This is a genomic window from Clostridium neonatale, assembly GCF_900465025.1.
GTDB lineage: Bacteria > Bacillota > Clostridia > Clostridiales > Clostridiaceae > Clostridium > Clostridium neonatale.
Genome location: NZ_UICR01000001.1, coordinates 1452063 through 1468013 on the forward strand (window position 1 = coordinate 1452063; position 15951 = coordinate 1468013).

Consider the following 15951-nt stretch of genomic DNA (forward strand, 5'->3'; position numbering starts at 1 on the left):
AGGGAATTTTTTAAACATCCGAAACTTTCAATATAATTTGCATTAATATTATCAATGAAACTTAATAAACATGATATAATTAAGAAAAGCATTTAATGATTGGAGAGAATGAATGAAATTATTTATAAAGCAAAGAGTATTTACTTTTGCAGATACTTTTGTTGTAAAAGATGATTATGGAAATGATAGATATTTTGTTCAGGGAGAATTTTTTTCATGGGGACATAAGCTTCATATTTATGATTTAGACAACAATGAAGTAGCTTTTATAAAAGAAAAGGTGTTAACTTTTGTACCAAGATTTGAAATAAGTATAAATGGAGCCTTTACAGGTGAACTTGTAAAAAAGGTTACATTTTTTAAACCTAGATATTATATTGAAGGAACTTCTTTAGAACTTGAAGGAAAAATAATGGAACATGATTATGTTCTAAAAAATAGAGGAATGCCAATAATGAGAATATATAAAGAATGGATGACCTGGGGAGATAGTTACGTTCTTGATATAGACAGAGAAGAAGATGAACTTTTAAGTTTAGCTATTGTATTAGCTGTAGATTGTGAAATATGTTCTAGAAATAATTAGACACTAAAAAAAGCACTAAACATTAAATTTTTGTTTAGTGTCTTTTTAGTTTAATCAGCCTTTTCAAAAAAATCATCTCCATTAAGATATAGCTATACATTTACTTCCAAAAAGTGTGAGTGAAGCTTTCTTAAAATATTATCCCGCCTGTAAATGACAGTTGTATAAGGTATATTTTTAAGTCTGGAATAATCTTTAGCAGAATTGCCATTATAGAAAATAAAAGATATAAGTTCTTTTTCATCTTCACTTAGATTATTAATGAGTTTGGATAAAAAATCATAATCAGATTGATTACAAATAGATTCTTCAGCGGTGATATCATCACATATTAATGAATCTTCATCATTATCTAATAAAGAAAATACTTTTTTGCCTTCAAATATACTTCTGTAATTGTCACTTCTAATAAGATAATGCAAGTGCTGTTTTATTCCATTAATAGCATAAGCAACAAATCTATGATTTTTAAAGTTGTATAATTTAAGACAGGTAAACAGTGTCTTATAACATTCACTTTTTATATCAGAAACATCATATCCGTATATAAAAGTATTTCTGGAAAGACTTGAGATATAAGACTCAAATTCTTTTATAATAAGTTCTTTTGATTTTTCATCTCCTTGCTTGGCATTTATAGCTAAGGATTCGACATAATTATAATCCATAAATTTTACCTCCTTTTTCTGAAATATAAAGTAAAGTATATATGAAAAATTTGATTCAAAACTGCATAAATGTAGTAGAGTTAAAGGTCACTAAACACTGTAGAAATATTTATAACAATGTGGTTATGATATAATGTAGATAGTGGTAATATTTAAAAGATATTTCTATAAATTGGGCGATACTTAATAATAGAAACACATTAATGATTGCTTAATGTGTTATTGTACAAATTTGTGTTAATATCATTCAAGAAAAAAAGAAATTTCATGATATACTACTTATAGTAAGGAGGGGGATTATTATAGGACAGGAAGCACGAAAAGCTGTATTTGATGAGGATTTAAATATAGAAGCATATCAATTTGAAAGGATTATGCAGAAATTCCCCAATCATTTTCATGAACACTATGTAATTGGCTTAATTGAAAGAGGTAATCGTCATCTTTTGTGCAAAAACAAAAGTTATGATTTGCAATCAGGAGATTTAATGCTTATGAATCCAAAAGAAAATCATACCTGCGAATCAATAGATGGACAACCGTTAGATTATAGGTGTTTAAATATTAAACCTGAAATCATGGAAATGATGGTATATGAAATAACAGGGGAACGTTATATGCCACAATTTACTCGGAATGTTATCTATAGTTCAAATGAAGTAACTTTGATTAGAGAACTTCATCATATGATTATGGAAAAATATAAGGAATTTGAAAAGGAAGAAGCATTTAATTTTCTTATTGAATACTTCTTGAAAAAATATACTGAGAAAGTAGAAACAAATAGTGCACAAATAAGTACACAGATCAGGGAATCATGTGATTATATGGATAGAAATTATAGAAATCAAGTAAGTTTAGAAGATTTATGTAATGTTTCTGGACTAAAAAAATATACACTGCTTAGAAGCTTTACAAAACAATGCGGAGTAACTCCTTATCAGTATTTAGAAGCTGTTCGTATTAATCATGCAAAAAAGCTTTTGGAATGTGGAGTTGAACCAATTGAAGTTGCTATGCAAACAGGATTTTCAGATCAAAGTCACTTTACTAGATTTTTTAAGAGTTTTATTGGAATAACACCTAAGCAGTATCAAATTATATTTAAAGAAGAGGAAAGTTAATATGAAACAAAATAATAATATAAGAGAACATTTTGCAGCTTTATTTACTGTATTTATATGGGGGACGACATATATATCAACAAAAATTTTGTTGGTAGATTTTCAGGCAATAGAGATTTTATTTTTTAGATTTGTAATTGGATTTCTTACATTAATGGTAATTTATCCTAAGAGATTAAAGGGGACAAGTATAAAACAAGAGCTTATGTTTGTTTTGGCTGGATTATCTGGAGTAACACTTTATTTTTTATTGGAGAATATTGCATTAACTTATTCTATGGCTTCAAATGTTGGGGTAATCACTGCAGTAGCTCCATTTTTTACAGGAATTATGTCTTATATTTTCTTAAAAGAAGAAAGACCTAAAGGAAACTTTTTTATAGGGTTTATTACATCAATGATAGGAATATTTATGATTAGTTTTAATGGAACTACAGAGTTTCATTTAAATCCACTTGGGGATTTTCTTGCACTACTCGCAGTAATTATGTGGGCAGTATATTCTGTATTTACAAAGAAAATAAGTGCTTACGGATATAACACAATCCAAACCACAAGAAGAACTTTCTTATATGGTTTAATATTTATGACACCTGCTTTATTCTTCTTTGATTTCCAAATAGGGTTAGAGAGATTTACAAATACAACTTATTTATTTAATATTTTATTTTTAGGATTTGGAGCATCAGCACTTTGCTTTGTTACATGGAATCTAGCTGTAAAAGCTTTAGGTGCTGTAAAGACAAGCGTATATATTTATGCAGTTCCAGTTATTACAGTTGTAACATCTGTAATTGTATTACATGAGAAGATAACTAAAGTTGCAGCTATAGGAACTTTATTTACTTTGGCAGGATTATTTTTCTCTCAAAGTAAAATTGAATTTAAAAAGAAATCTCAAACTTTAGCAATGGAGAATGATCAATAAATTTTTCTTATATGACGAATGTAAAGAAAAATTCTAAAATTCTAAAATTCTTGAGAATTTTAGAATTTAGGAATTTTAGAATTTATATTCTTTAATATTGAAATTGTTTAGTTAATATTTCTATAGTATAAAATAATTTTAATTATCTTCAAAGATATATTTCATTGATGTATAATTTGACTTTTCCTCTAAAAATCCTATCTTTTTATATAAAGGATACCCATCTTTAGTAGCTTTTAATTCTACAAAATCAAGTCTCATTTTTTCAGCATCACTTAATAACATTTCCATAAGATGTTTAGCAATCCCCAGTCTACGGTAATTTTTATCAGTATAAACATTTAAAACTGCTCCTGTTTTTCCAGTGATAAAATTTGGATTAGCTGGTTTCTCCGCAACTAGTAATAATGCTGTTGCAACGATGCACATATTATCATCTTCAGATAAATAGGCAAATAAATCATGATTTAAATGTTTTGAAAAATAATCTGGGAGACTTTTTTTGATTTTTTCTTCTGTTATTTCATCTAGAACCCCATAATCATCATTTAGATATGCAATTCTCATATTTACTAGAGAATCAATATCAGAATTTGTAGCTCTTCTATAGTTCATTTCTATTACCACCTAACAATATAAAATAGTTAATATATGGCACTATTATAAACCAATTATTGGATTTCAGACAGAGAAATATTGTAAAATTTATACAATCAATAGATGATTAATTAGGATATTATTTTACTCTTAATCAAGGACGTAAAAATAATTATATAACTTAAAATCATATAACTTAAAATCATATAAGTTATAAATAATATATATTTCAGTTATGAAAATCATTATGATATAGTATTTTTAAAGTTAATATGATTTTTTAATGGAGGGATGATTATGAATATTAAATGGAATGCTGAAGGATATACAAAAGACTTTCAATTTGTGCATAAATATGGTGAAGATGTATTGAATTTAATTGATGCTGAGAAAGGTATGAAGATACTTGACCTTGGATGTGGTAATGGTGCGTTAACAAGAAAAATAGCAGACATGGGAGTAGAAGCAATTGGGATGGATGCTTCAATGGAGATGTTAAATGTAGCTAAAAGCAATTATCCAGAGTTAACATTTATGCAGGATAACGCTACAAAATTTACTTTGGACGAACCTGTGGATTGCATATTTTCTAATGCTGTTTTTCACTGGATTGATGATCAAGATGAATTAGTAGGTAGTATATCTGAATCTTTAAAAGTTAATGGACAATTGGTATGTGAATTTGGAGGAAAAGGTTGTGCAGAAACCATTCATTCAGCTTTGCAGAAGGCCTTTGAAAAGAGAGGATTAAAATATAAACGTACTTTTTACTTTCCAACAATTGGAGAGTATGCACCTATTCTTGAAAAGCATGGATTAAAAGTTTTATATGCTACTTTATTTGATAGAAAGACTGCACTAATTGGGGAAGATGGAATGAAGGAGTGGATAAAAATGTTTGTTACTTTGCCATTTGAGAGTCTAGATAAAGTATTGACAGAGGAAATTATTGAAGAAGCTGTACAAGAATTAAAACCAATTTTATATGAAGATGAAACTTGGTATGCAGATTATGTTCGTATTAGAATAAAAGCCCAAAAGATATTCTAAAATGATGCTGTTAACTGGATCAAAGAAAGAAAGTACATTAAATTTTTATTAACAAGCAGGATATAATCGTAATGACAAAACAGCATTTATACAATGAATTTAGTTTATATAGAAATATATTTTTTATGATTTTAAGACGATAGAATAGAAAAGTTTAATTTATCGTTGCCTTTTACTATGAGTGTATTTTTCATCATAGCCTTTAAGGCAGAAGTAGAATATTCAATTTGATTTACTTAAGTATATTAATTTTATATAAATGAAGTAGCTGTTGCAGTTTTTGCAACAGCATTTTTATTAATTATTTAGTATAAACTGCCTTAATTTTTTGACTATTAGTTAAAAAAATAAAGTCTAATAGATGTATATATGGTAAAATATAATTAACATGTTAATAATGGTTAAATTGAAATAATAAGGGGAGTGGCATATGAGAAAATATTTTGAATTTGAGTGTAACAATGAGTTATTTGAAAAGTTTAGTGATTTTATTCCTGATATTGAAGAAAAACTCAATAAAAGTGATACAGAAGATAATATAAAAAATATTGAAAGGTTGATAGAACATAAGCTGCCAGGAGTTTTTGTAGACTTGTATTCTAAATATGATGGCGAAAAATATGATGAATATTTAGGATTGATGCTTGGATTTTCTTTAATGAGCACAAATGATATACTAGATACAATTAATAATTTTAAACATATGGATTTTGAACTTATGTCAATGCAGACAGGATTCATTAAAGATGATACTATAAGCAGTAAAGTACCTTTTGCATCTGATGGATCAGGAAATTTTATAGCATTTGATATGAATCCAGATAAAAATGGAATAATAGGGCAAATAATCACTGTTGATTTAGACAATAATAGATCATATCTTTTAGCAGACAGCTTAGAAGGATTGTATGAGTTTATTTTTAAAACTCTTAAATGTAAAAAGATGTATATTACTGTTGGCGATAATGGTAAAGCTTATTTTGAATTTGAAAGTGGACATCTATTTAATAAATTAGATGGTATTTCAGGTGAAGTTGGAAGAGATTCTAATGAATATATTAAGATGCCTAGGGATTTTTGGAAATCATATTACGTTGATCATTTAAAAGATGATAAGGTAAGTAAAGAACTTCTGGCAAATGAAAAGAGCCTCTTTATTAAAAATGAAAATCTGTCTTTTAAGCCACTTCAATATATGAATAATTTAAGAGAAGTTGTAATACATAATTGTAATATTACAGATTTTTCTTTTATTTCTAAAGCTTCAGAACTTAGAAAACTATATATTGTAAATTGTAAATTTTCTAAAGATGAATTAAAATATTTGTCATCTTTGAGTCATTTGAAAGAACTTAGTTTAAATATAATGGAAATAGAAAGTATAAAATGTTTGAGTGATTTAAAGAATCTAAAAGATCTTAGTTTGCGTAAAATAGATAAACTGAATGTTGAAGAACTATCAAATTTTAAATCATTAGAACATTTAAGTCTTGAAGAATTAAGCATTCCAAATTTTGATTTCATTAATAATTTAAAATCACTTAAAGAACTCTGTATTGATAAAATTAAAATTAAAGATTTAAGCTTTCTTAAAAATCTAACTATGTTAAATAAATTTATTATGAGATATAAGGCAGAAGATGAAAGGAACATTAATTTTATTTCTAACCTTAAAAAAATTAAGGAAGTTCAATATCCAGTTTCAGATATGAGTATTTATAAAGAATGTCCATGTATTGAAGAAATAGGTGTTGATGCAGAAAATATTTTTAATATTGAAATGTTGAAGGATACAAATATTAGAAGTGTTATGGTTTATAATGCTTCTTCAAAAGAAAATGTTGATAATCTTATTTCTAAAATAAAAAGTTATATTGAATTGAACTCTTGGGGATATATGGAGAATTGATATTATTTATATAATAAAATGGAGATAGCTATTAATTTAGCTGTCTCCATTTTCGAGGTTGATTTGTATTAAGGATATATAAATTATATACAAATACTATTAATTATATTCAGTTAAAATGATCATATAGGTACAATATTTTTGATTTTTTTCATTTGTATAATCTTGACAGAAAAAATCTGTTTTGTTAAAATAAATTTACCGAGTGGTAGAAATGCGTAAATCCAGGTTATTGGATTTACGCATTTTTTATTCTTTAGGAAATTATATTTATGGACAATCTGTGGATAAACTGTTTTAAGAAATATTGGAATAAACTAATGTTATTGAACCTAAAGAATAAAAAATAAAATATATGCGCCTGGCCTTTTATTCGGCAAGCTCAGAAAATCCAGAATGCGCTAAAAAAATCGACGGCTAAAGGATTTCCTTAAATAGGAGGTCCATTAGCTAGAAAACTAGCCTTTAAACTTGTAGATTCTAAAAAAGACAAGCCAATTGTAATCATATTAGCAATTTCTGTAATGACAGTTTGTTGCATGTGTCCAATGATGAGTTTAGTAGCAACAATATTGTTTAAAGGAGTTGATGTTGAATTTTTTGCAAAATGGATTCAAACTGTGGTAATTGATTTTCCAATGGCTTTATGCTGGCAGATTTTCATAGCAGGCCATTAGTTAGATTTATTTTTAGAAAACTTTTTGCAAAGCAGCTTAAAGAACAATAAGTTTGCGCTGCATAATATTATAGAAAAGTACTTTAAAGTGGAATGAAATATATTAGAATAATAGGCTGATAAATAAAATTCAAATTTAACAATGGAATTTTATTAATAATATCTGAAAAGAAATATAAGATTTAAATATCGCATTAATTCATAAGTAAAAATGAATTTGCGGTATTTTTTGTGTGTAATATTAGATTAAAGATAAAATATGAAAAGTAGGAACTAAATAAAAAATATATTTACACAAGCAGAGATTTACCCTATAAATCTCTGCCCAAAAACCTCACATAATCTATACCATTGCAAAGTTTATCATAAAATACAATATAAGTAAATAGTTTTTGCGAAATATATAAGTTAATTATAGGAAAATAAAACAAATATATAATTTAATATATATATTTATTGATAAATCATAAATTTTTGAATTATGACATGAATTGTTTTGATGATAAATTAATTATATGGTGAAAGAAGGTTGAATTTATAATATGAAAAATATATTTCAAAAGAAATGTATTTTTTTTATTTTTAATGAAACGTAAGTTTCAACTTTTATTAAACTTATTGGCAGATATATTTATAGGATTATAATGACTTATATAAAGAGTTTTATATAAGGGGGACAAACGAATGAGTAAAATAAAAGCAATTGTTATGGATGTTGATGGTACACTTACTAATGGTAAAAAACAAATTACTGAAAAGACAAAGGAAGTACTTTTAAAAGCGCAATCAAAAGGAATTAAATTAATATTGGCTTCAGGAAGGCCAACAACTGGATTAATAGGATTCGCAAAAGAGTTAGAAATGGACAAGAATAATGGCCTTCTTGTTTCTTTTAATGGATCCAAGGTTGTTGACTGTGAAACATTTGAAGAGCTATTCAATGAACCAATGAGTATTGAAGAAGGAAAAGCAGTACTTGAACATATGAAAAAGTTTGAGGTAAGACCTATGGTTGATAAAGGCGAATATATGCTTGTTAACAATGTCTTTGATAATAAGATATATGCTAGGAATGGGCAAGAAATAAACATTATTGAATATGAGTCAAGAGGCGGAAATTATAAATTATGTGAAATAGATGATCTTGCAGAGTATATTGACTATCCACTAAATAAAATATTAACAGCTGGGCAGCCGGATTATTTAAAGGAGCATTATAGGGAAATGATGGAGCCTTTTAAAGACAAATTAAGCTGCATGTTTACTGCTGATTTTTATTTTGAGTTTACTGCTAAAGGAATTGATAAGGCAAAAGCTTTAGAGACAGTATTAAAACCAATGGGAATAAATGAAGATGAAATAATATCTTTTGGAGATGGCCAAAATGATTTATCTATTATAAAATATGCAGGCATTGGAGTAGCTATGGAAAATGCTGTTGATGAGCTAAAAGAACAAGCTGATGAAATAACTTTATCCAATGAAGATGATGGAATTGCATATTCATTATTAAAGCATATACCACAGCTCAATTGTTAATATTGTTTTTATAATTTATAATGTTCATGAGGTGATATCATGAACATTTTTAGTAAAATGGATGAATTAATTGACTTAACAGATAATGAAAAGACATTAGTTGATTTTATAAAAAATAAGCGCTTTGATTTTATAAATTTAGAAATTGAAGATATTTGTAGTCAATGTTTTGTTTCTAAATCAACTATATATCGTTTGTGTAAGAAGCTAGATTTAAGCGGTATATCACAATTGAAAGTAGCAGTATCAGCAGGATTGAAAGATTATGTAAAAGATGATATTGATTATGATTTCCCAATTAAATCTAATCAGACACAATATGAAGTTTTGGACAGCTTAAAAACTATTTATAGCAGTACAGTAAATAGTACATATAATTTAATAGATTTACATGAGCTTAATGTTATAGTTTCACAATTAAAAAAAGCAAAGTTTATAGATGTTTATACTTCAGCTGGAAATCTATTTTTTGCTGAAAATTTTAAATTTCAAATGGCTGAAATTGGAGTTAATATAAATGTACCTGAAGAAGAGTATTTGCAGCATTTAACTGCTTCAACAAGTGATGAAACTCATATTGCAATTGTTATATCTTTTGGTGGAAGAGGGAGATGCACAAGCAGTATTACTGGACTTTTAAAAGAAACAAAAACTCCGATTATTTTAATAACCTCTACAGATGATAATCCTCTTAAGAAACATGCTAAATATATTTTGTATATGAGTTCTTTTGAAAACCATTTTAATAAGATATCATCTTTTTCAACAAGATTATCACTTTTATATATTTTAGATATTATTTACGCATGTTATTTTAAACTTGATTATGATAAAAATTTAAAATATAAGACAGATGCATATAAAAGGATGAGGAAGTTTCCAAAGGATTATGAGTGTTAATTAAACTACAAATTAATAAGATTAGTATAAATTGAAATTAAGTAATACTATTTTAAAGTATTCTGATTACATAACAAGAATTTAATAACAGTTATAAAAAAGATTGACATAAAAAGAAAATAAATGTAAAATGTAAAATGGATTAAATTAAATTAGTAGGGGGAAATTTAATGAAAAACTCAAAAAAACTTATAATGGCACTAGTAAGTATGTTAATGCTAGTAACAATGATTGCAGGATGTGGTCAAAAAATCGAACCACCAGAATTAGTAGCAGAGGCATATTATGATTTGATTGTATATGGAGATACTAGTAAATTAGAAACAATGGGATTTGCAGCAGATGATGTAAATACTATAAAAGAACAAAGAGAAAGTCAAGTAAAGACAACAATAAAAAATACATTTTCTGTATCAGGGCTAAAAATAAGTGATGAGCAGTTAAATAAGGTAATGCAAGCACAGCTTGATGCTATGAAAAAAGTAACTTGTACTGTAGAACCAGTATCAAGTGACAAAGAAACTGCAGTTGTTACATTAAAAACAAATTATGTAAGTATAACAGAAGTTGATCAAAAAGCAGCAGAAGATGCTATAGCAGAGGTACAAGCTATGAATTTAACAACTCAACAAGAGGTATTAGATAAAGCTACTGAACTTTATATAAATAAGTTAATAGAAGCTCTTAATAATATCCAACCATCAACTGAAACTGTTGAGAAAAATGTAACATTAAAGTTACAAGTATTTGATGTTAGTGGTAAAACTAAAAAAATGTGGTCACCAGAGAATCCTGTTACTTTTGGAAATGATATAGGAACAATGGTAACTAAATAGAGCTAAGGACTAGTATGAATGTTCATACTAGTCTTTTTTGTTCTTTATAGAAAAGAAAATTATATAATCATAAAAATTTCGTACTAGGTACTTTTTAATACTATAGATTATTTTTATATAGGAACTAATATGGCGTGGATGTTAAAATGTATTGAATGCGCTAAAAAGAATGGAATTGACACTCCAAATACTGAGATAGCATATCAAACAAATTTCGTGAGATGACATAAAGATAAAGTAATTATAATCTAATTTAATAATGAAATAATAAACAAATATTAGATCAATAATATGCTAAAATTGATAATATATAAATATGGCACTATTTATAAAAAAATAGAGTTCCATATTTTTTATTTTATCTAAAGCAATAAAGCATTCATAAGAATTAAGTCTTATATAACTTAGTTTAATAAAAAATATAATGATTTTGAAATATATAATAGTGGATGTTTTTTATATAGCTATAGGAAATATGATTGCTTTAAGAAATGGATCTAATAGTTTATTTTGAATATAATTTATAATATGTTCAAAAATGGTAAAATGTGATATTATGGATAATATATAAATTTAAATCACAAATTGGAGGATAATTAGTGATTCCTAATATTAATTATATTATTATGTTTTCTAATTAAGGGGGATATATCAATGCCATTTGTAAATGTTAAAGTTATTGAAAACCAAATTACTTTAGAAAAAAAGAAATAGTTAGTTGCTGAGTTAACGGATTTAATTGTTAATGTTATGGGAAGAGAAAGAGAATACACAGTAATAACAATTGATGAACTTAAAGAGTATCAATGGGCAATAGGCGGAGTTACTTTAGACGAAAGTTCTAATAAAGAAATAGCTGTTTTTGTAAACATAAAAGTATCAAAAGGAACTACAAATCCAGATGAAATGAATACAATGATAAAGGCTATAAAAGAATTGATTGTTAGGGTATTAGGAAATAGTGCAATAACTAACTATGTTGTTATTGATGAATTAAATCCAGATGGATGGGGATTTGATGGAATTTCAATGACTGAAAGAAATAAAATGGAGCAATAAATGGAGGTAAAACAATGGGAGAACTATCGAAGTTACCTAACATTGGAGAGGTTGTTGAAAAGCAATTAAATGAAGTTGGAATAATGACATATGAGAAATTAAAGGAAATAGGCAGTAAACAGGCATGGCTAGATATAAAATCTATAGATGATTCAGCATGTATCAATAGATTATATGCACTAGAAGGTGCTATTCAAGGGATTAAGAAAAGTCAATTATCAAAAGAAGTGAAAGCAGAATTAAAAGGATTTTATGATACAGTAAAGTAATAAATGGACAATTTATATACGGTAAGAAATATATATTACTTGGAAATCCAGATTTATATGAAATGAGTGAAGACTTAAAATAATAATTTTTTATATATTAAAGAAAGAATATTTGTAAAGGTGTAATATTTGGTTTATGAATATTATGATTTAAAGAGGGAGAAATGTTGTGAACAATGATTATATTAAAAAAATTGTATATTCTTTAGGGGCTGATGTATGTGGATTCGCAAATATAGGAAGATTCGATAATGCTCCCAAAGGATTTCATCCATTAGATGTTTATGCTGAAACAAAATCTGTTATAGTATTTGGTAAGCAATTTCCATCAAGTCTATTTCAAGCAAACACTAATGTACCTTACACATTTTTTAAAAATAATTCTGCTAAATTGTTAGATGATATTTCTATTCAACTTACTTTGGCAATTGAATCAGAAGGGTACAAGGCAATTCCTATTCCATCAGATGAACCTTATGAATATTGGGATGCAGAAAATAAACATGGTAGGGGGATACTCTCATTAAAACATTTAGCGCAATTATGTGGACTTGGATCCATTGGAAAAAATACTTTATTAATAAATAAAGAATATGGTAATCGTCTTTACTTTGGAGCGGTAATTACAAATGCAGAATTAACTGAAGATGATTTATCAAACAATTTATGTCCTGAAAATTGTAATATTTGTATAAAATCCTGTCCTCAATCTGCATTAGATGGGATTACTGTAAATCAAAAGAAGTGCAGGGAACGATGCATCTATGTAACTGATGGTGGAGGATTTGTGTATGGGTGTAATATTTGCAGAAAGGTATGTCCATTTGCAAACATATAATTAAGTATTTATATTAACAAACTTCACTTTTTAAAAATACAAAAACTTTTTATGAAATAATATTTTCTTTAAAATGAAAATCAAATAGTTATTAATTTTAAATAAACGATTAAAAGAGTTTTTAAGAAGATAAAGGAAAAATTATTTGTAAGGAGAGGAAAATGAGTATAGAAGCAATTTATAGTAGGAGAAGCATACGAAAATATAAAGCTGATAAAGTACCGCTAAATATGATTGAGAAAATAATAGAAGCAGGAAGAAATGCGCCCTCAGGGAAAAATAAGCAACCGTGGAAATTTACTGTCTTTGGTGGAGATCAAAAGGATGAGATGCTTTTAGCAATGGAACGTGGAATTCAGCGAGAGTTAAATGAAGAGTCATTATTGCCTAAAGATAGAAATGGTTTACCAGACGCAATTAATACTCTGAAAATTATGAAAGAAGCACCAATAGTTATTATGGTTTTAGATTCAGACTGCAAAACACCATTTGAGCGCATTACAGCTGAATACAGGATCACAGAAATAGTAAATACACTTTCTATAGGAGCGGCAATTCAAAATATGTTATTGCAGGCAGAAGATTTAGGACTGGGAACGTTATGGGTTGGAAATACATTTTTTGCATATGAAGAACTATGTAGTTATCTTGAAACAGATATGCAGCTAGTTGGTGCGATAGCAGTTGGCTACCCAAATGAGAAGCCGGATGTAAGACCAAGAAAGCCTATTGATAGTATAGTAGAATATAGGATTTAAACGGTGAATTACTTATTGGAGACAGATCAAGAAATGTTAATTTTAGATTTAGATGTATATTGTCTCTAATATGTGCAATTAATAATAAATTTTGCTTGCTATAAATAAAAATTCTTAAATTCTAGAGTTATTAAGAACTTTAGGATTTAAGAATTTTTTTATGTAGACTATAAATAAAATTATTTTACTATAAAATAACAACTAGTATAAAGATATTTAAGAAAAAGAAGTTAGAGAAACTTTAGTAGAAAAAAATATTAAAGGTTTTTCTAACTTTTTTGTATTGAAAAGTTTATGAAACAAGATGAAACTTGTTAGTAACATAAATATGAAATAAAACGTTTTTTGTTGCAACACATATTGAAGGTGATTTTTTAGAAATCCCAAGAAAATGGCCTTGAGAAAAATATGATACAAGAGATAAAAGTGGCATGAAAGTTGCTTTATAAATAAGTATACGAAAGGGGGGAGATGATATATCATTCCTAAGGAACTTGTCAGGTATCAGAGTTGTATTTGGTGTGGATCATATAGAAATAGAAAATTTGTAATAAAAAATACATTTATATTAGTGATAATTAATCATTTGAAGAATAAAGAAAACGAGTTATTCTATGGAATTTTTTGGTATGTGATATATTTAATAAGGAAAAAGATAGATTTTTAGGAAATAAACTTTGTTGGGAGTACTATTTAAATATGTCAATAATGTGGACTACATTTTTTGTTAAACCTATCACTCATCATAACAAAAGTATATATTTAATCAATATGAGAAACATCATGTCAAAGTAAAGGAGGTGCATGAAAATAAATCTAGGATAAAGGTAAAAAACTTGATTATGTATTATACGTGAAAGATGTAAAAAAAATTTGGAGAAATATTATAGTTCTTGATGATTTTGATATTGTTGGATTGTAAATGTTATTAAATAATTGGAGGGAAAAAATGAATAATAAAGTTTTATTTGCGAGCAGAATATTAGTTGGAAATGAATTAACACCTATTTTAAATGGATGTATTGTAATTGTAGATGGAAAGATAGAAAAAATTACAACACAAGAAAATTTTTTGAATGAAAATACAAATGCAGACTACGAAAAAATTGATTTAGGGGATTGTACTGTGATGCCAGGAATGATTGATTGTCATAATCACCTTTCACTGGATGCACGTTTGCATGGACATCTTGATATGATGAATATATGCAGTGAAGCTGAACTTACTGTTATGGCAATAAAGAGCATGAAAGATGATTTAATGTCTGGTGTAACAACCGCAAGATGTTTGGGAGATAGAAACTATATTGATGTTTGTTTAAAAAAACAAGTTGAAAAGGGAAATGTTATTGGACCTAATCTTTTAGTGTGTGGTATAGGTATGCGCAGCATTCATGGTCATGGGTATGTTGGACTTCCACATAGTGGAGTAGAAGAAGTACGAAGAACTGCACGTGAGAATATGGCGCAAGGTGTGGATCTTTTAAAAATATTTATTACAGCTGGGGCACCACCAATGAATGGAGGTTGGGTACCATATTTTATGACTTATGAAGAAATGAAGACTGTAGTTGATGAGGGAAAACAGCTGAATTTGAACACATCTGCACATTGCGTTGGAGGTGAAGGCTTGAAAATTGGTGTAAAAGCCGGTGTAGAAATTTTTGAACATGTTTATTGTGCAACTGATGATGAATTGGAATTAATCCAAAAAAATGATAGATGGATAGACCTTACTTCTGGTATCTTTCTGGATCCGAGTCGTGAACAATTCTGCCCAGAAAGCTTTGTTAAAAATGTGCATAAGAATAGAGAGCTAGTTTTTAACACTTTGAAGAAAGTAGTGAAGAATGGGATGAAGTTTTCTCTTGGAACAGATGCCTATCATACGTTTTTATACAGAGAAGTAGAATATGCTAATCAACTTGGTGCAAGTGTTGTAGATTCAATAAAAGGTGTGACTGTAAATGCTGCTATAATGTGTGGTATACAAAACAAAACAGGTTCTATAGCAGAAAACCTTGCTGCAGATATAATTGCTGTAAAGGGAAATCCATTAGAAAATGTTTCTTGTCTTTCACAAGTCACATTTGTTATGAAAGATGGCAAAGTGTATAAAATGTAATCGTTATTTAGGATTAGCACTATCGTATGAATAAGTTATATATATTTTTTTCAAGGTATTTAAAATATAAATGAAATTAAGGGGGAATC

General features: G+C 27.4%; 16 protein-coding genes and 1 pseudogene. 15 read left to right on the forward strand and 2 right to left on the reverse strand.

The window, feature by feature from the left end; all coding sequences use genetic code 11:
- The first annotated feature begins 112 nt into the window (after positions 1-112).
- Positions 113-586 carry an LURP-one-related/scramblase family protein gene (locus CNEONATNEC86_RS06555; RefSeq protein ID WP_058294467.1) on the forward strand — a complete coding sequence of 158 codons (474 nt, stop codon included), beginning with the start codon at positions 113-115 and terminating at the stop codon, positions 584-586.
- A gap of 92 nt (positions 587-678) precedes the next feature.
- Here the strand turns inward: CNEONATNEC86_RS06555 and CNEONATNEC86_RS06560 are convergent, their stop codons facing one another.
- Positions 679-1254, reverse strand: coding sequence for a helix-turn-helix domain-containing protein (locus CNEONATNEC86_RS06560; protein WP_125149149.1), 576 nt, complete (start codon positions 1252-1254; stop codon positions 679-681).
- Between the two features lie 371 nt (positions 1255-1625).
- Here CNEONATNEC86_RS06560 and CNEONATNEC86_RS06565 point away from each other — a divergent pair, with 371 nt between their 5' ends.
- Together CNEONATNEC86_RS06565 and CNEONATNEC86_RS06570 are read left to right on the forward strand one after the other, a co-directional pair.
- Positions 1626-2378: an AraC family transcriptional regulator gene (locus tag CNEONATNEC86_RS06565; protein ID WP_338149279.1), complete on the forward strand. Its 753-nt coding sequence runs from the start codon at positions 1626-1628 to the stop codon at positions 2376-2378.
- Position 2379: 1 nt separating this feature from the next.
- Entirely contained in the window at positions 2380-3306 is a 927-nt protein-coding gene (locus tag CNEONATNEC86_RS06570; RefSeq protein ID WP_159135719.1) for a DMT family transporter, read from the forward strand.
- Between the two features lie 138 nt (positions 3307-3444).
- Here CNEONATNEC86_RS06570 and CNEONATNEC86_RS06575 read toward each other — a convergent pair whose 3' ends face one another.
- The gene (locus tag CNEONATNEC86_RS06575) at positions 3445-3921 is read right to left on the reverse strand and encodes a GNAT family N-acetyltransferase (RefSeq protein WP_058294471.1); all 477 of its coding nucleotides are present in this window, start codon (positions 3919-3921) and stop codon (positions 3445-3447) included.
- 279 nt (positions 3922-4200) lie between these two features.
- Between CNEONATNEC86_RS06575 and CNEONATNEC86_RS06580 the strand changes: the two genes are divergently transcribed.
- The 12 genes and pseudogenes from CNEONATNEC86_RS06580 (at position 4201) to CNEONATNEC86_RS06630 (ending at position 15862) form a co-directional block, all read left to right on the forward strand.
- The gene (locus CNEONATNEC86_RS06580) at positions 4201-4953 is read left to right on the forward strand and encodes a class I SAM-dependent methyltransferase (RefSeq protein WP_159135720.1); all 753 of its coding nucleotides are present in this window, start codon (positions 4201-4203) and stop codon (positions 4951-4953) included.
- A 430-nt stretch (positions 4954-5383) separates the two neighbouring features.
- Positions 5384-6862: an SMI1/KNR4 family protein gene (locus CNEONATNEC86_RS06585; RefSeq protein WP_159135721.1), complete on the forward strand. Its 1479-nt coding sequence runs from the start codon at positions 5384-5386 to the stop codon at positions 6860-6862.
- 548 nt (positions 6863-7410) lie between these two features.
- Positions 7411-7539 carry a DUF2798 domain-containing protein gene (locus tag CNEONATNEC86_RS21475; RefSeq protein WP_230132295.1) on the forward strand — a complete coding sequence of 43 codons (129 nt, stop codon included), beginning with the start codon at positions 7411-7413 and terminating at the stop codon, positions 7537-7539.
- 683 nt (positions 7540-8222) lie between these two features.
- Positions 8223-9077, forward strand: a complete 855-nt coding sequence (locus CNEONATNEC86_RS06595) for a Cof-type HAD-IIB family hydrolase (protein WP_058294474.1) — start codon at positions 8223-8225, stop codon at positions 9075-9077.
- 39 nt (positions 9078-9116) lie between these two features.
- Positions 9117-9977 carry a MurR/RpiR family transcriptional regulator gene (locus tag CNEONATNEC86_RS06600; protein ID WP_159115897.1) on the forward strand — a complete coding sequence of 287 codons (861 nt, stop codon included), beginning with the start codon at positions 9117-9119 and terminating at the stop codon, positions 9975-9977.
- 170 nt (positions 9978-10147) lie between these two features.
- Positions 10148-10813 (forward strand): DUF5105 domain-containing protein, encoded by a 666-nt coding sequence (locus CNEONATNEC86_RS06605; RefSeq protein WP_159135722.1) that lies wholly within the window; start codon positions 10148-10150, stop codon positions 10811-10813.
- Between the two features lie 726 nt (positions 10814-11539).
- Positions 11540-11629: pseudogene (locus tag CNEONATNEC86_RS21780) on the forward strand (tautomerase family protein); the annotation flags it as partial.
- Entirely contained in the window at positions 11627-11872 is a 246-nt protein-coding gene (locus CNEONATNEC86_RS21785) for a tautomerase family protein (protein ID WP_338149280.1), read from the forward strand. The pseudogene CNEONATNEC86_RS21780 and the gene CNEONATNEC86_RS21785, both read left to right, overlap by 3 nt.
- A gap of 14 nt (positions 11873-11886) precedes the next feature.
- Positions 11887-12141: a TfoX/Sxy family protein gene (locus CNEONATNEC86_RS06615; RefSeq protein WP_058294478.1), complete on the forward strand. Its 255-nt coding sequence runs from the start codon at positions 11887-11889 to the stop codon at positions 12139-12141.
- Between the two features lie 169 nt (positions 12142-12310).
- Positions 12311-12979: an epoxyqueuosine reductase gene (locus CNEONATNEC86_RS06620; protein ID WP_159135723.1), complete on the forward strand. Its 669-nt coding sequence runs from the start codon at positions 12311-12313 to the stop codon at positions 12977-12979.
- 161 nt (positions 12980-13140) lie between these two features.
- On the forward strand, positions 13141-13737 hold the full coding sequence (locus CNEONATNEC86_RS06625; protein ID WP_159135724.1) for a nitroreductase family protein: 597 nt from the start codon (positions 13141-13143) through the stop codon (positions 13735-13737).
- A 949-nt stretch (positions 13738-14686) separates the two neighbouring features.
- Positions 14687-15862 carry an amidohydrolase family protein gene (locus CNEONATNEC86_RS06630; protein ID WP_159135725.1) on the forward strand — a complete coding sequence of 392 codons (1176 nt, stop codon included), beginning with the start codon at positions 14687-14689 and terminating at the stop codon, positions 15860-15862.
- Positions 15863-15951: the final 89 nt, after the last annotated feature.

Excerpts from the sequence above, each read along its gene's own strand:
- CNEONATNEC86_RS06555 (WP_058294467.1), top strand. The coding sequence starts at position 113 with ATGAAATTATTTATAAAGCAAAGAGTATTTACTTTTGCAGATACTTTT.
- CNEONATNEC86_RS06560 (WP_125149149.1), bottom strand. The coding sequence starts at position 1,254 with ATGGATTATAATTATGTCGAATCCTTAGCTATAAATGCCAAGCAAGGA.
- CNEONATNEC86_RS06570 (WP_159135719.1), top strand. The coding sequence starts at position 2,380 with ATGAAACAAAATAATAATATAAGAGAACATTTTGCAGCTTTATTTACT.
- CNEONATNEC86_RS06575 (WP_058294471.1), bottom strand. The coding sequence starts at position 3,921 with ATGAACTATAGAAGAGCTACAAATTCTGATATTGATTCTCTAGTAAAT.
- CNEONATNEC86_RS06580 (WP_159135720.1), top strand. The coding sequence starts at position 4,201 with ATGAATATTAAATGGAATGCTGAAGGATATACAAAAGACTTTCAATTT.
- CNEONATNEC86_RS06585 (WP_159135721.1), top strand. The coding sequence starts at position 5,384 with ATGAGAAAATATTTTGAATTTGAGTGTAACAATGAGTTATTTGAAAAG.
- CNEONATNEC86_RS21475 (WP_230132295.1), top strand. The coding sequence starts at position 7,411 with ATGATGAGTTTAGTAGCAACAATATTGTTTAAAGGAGTTGATGTTGAA.
- CNEONATNEC86_RS06595 (WP_058294474.1), top strand. The coding sequence starts at position 8,223 with ATGAGTAAAATAAAAGCAATTGTTATGGATGTTGATGGTACACTTACT.
- CNEONATNEC86_RS06600 (WP_159115897.1), top strand. The coding sequence starts at position 9,117 with ATGAACATTTTTAGTAAAATGGATGAATTAATTGACTTAACAGATAAT.
- CNEONATNEC86_RS06605 (WP_159135722.1), top strand. The coding sequence starts at position 10,148 with ATGAAAAACTCAAAAAAACTTATAATGGCACTAGTAAGTATGTTAATG.
- CNEONATNEC86_RS06615 (WP_058294478.1), top strand. The coding sequence starts at position 11,887 with ATGGGAGAACTATCGAAGTTACCTAACATTGGAGAGGTTGTTGAAAAG.
- CNEONATNEC86_RS06625 (WP_159135724.1), top strand. The coding sequence starts at position 13,141 with ATGAGTATAGAAGCAATTTATAGTAGGAGAAGCATACGAAAATATAAA.
- CNEONATNEC86_RS06630 (WP_159135725.1), top strand. The coding sequence starts at position 14,687 with ATGAATAATAAAGTTTTATTTGCGAGCAGAATATTAGTTGGAAATGAA.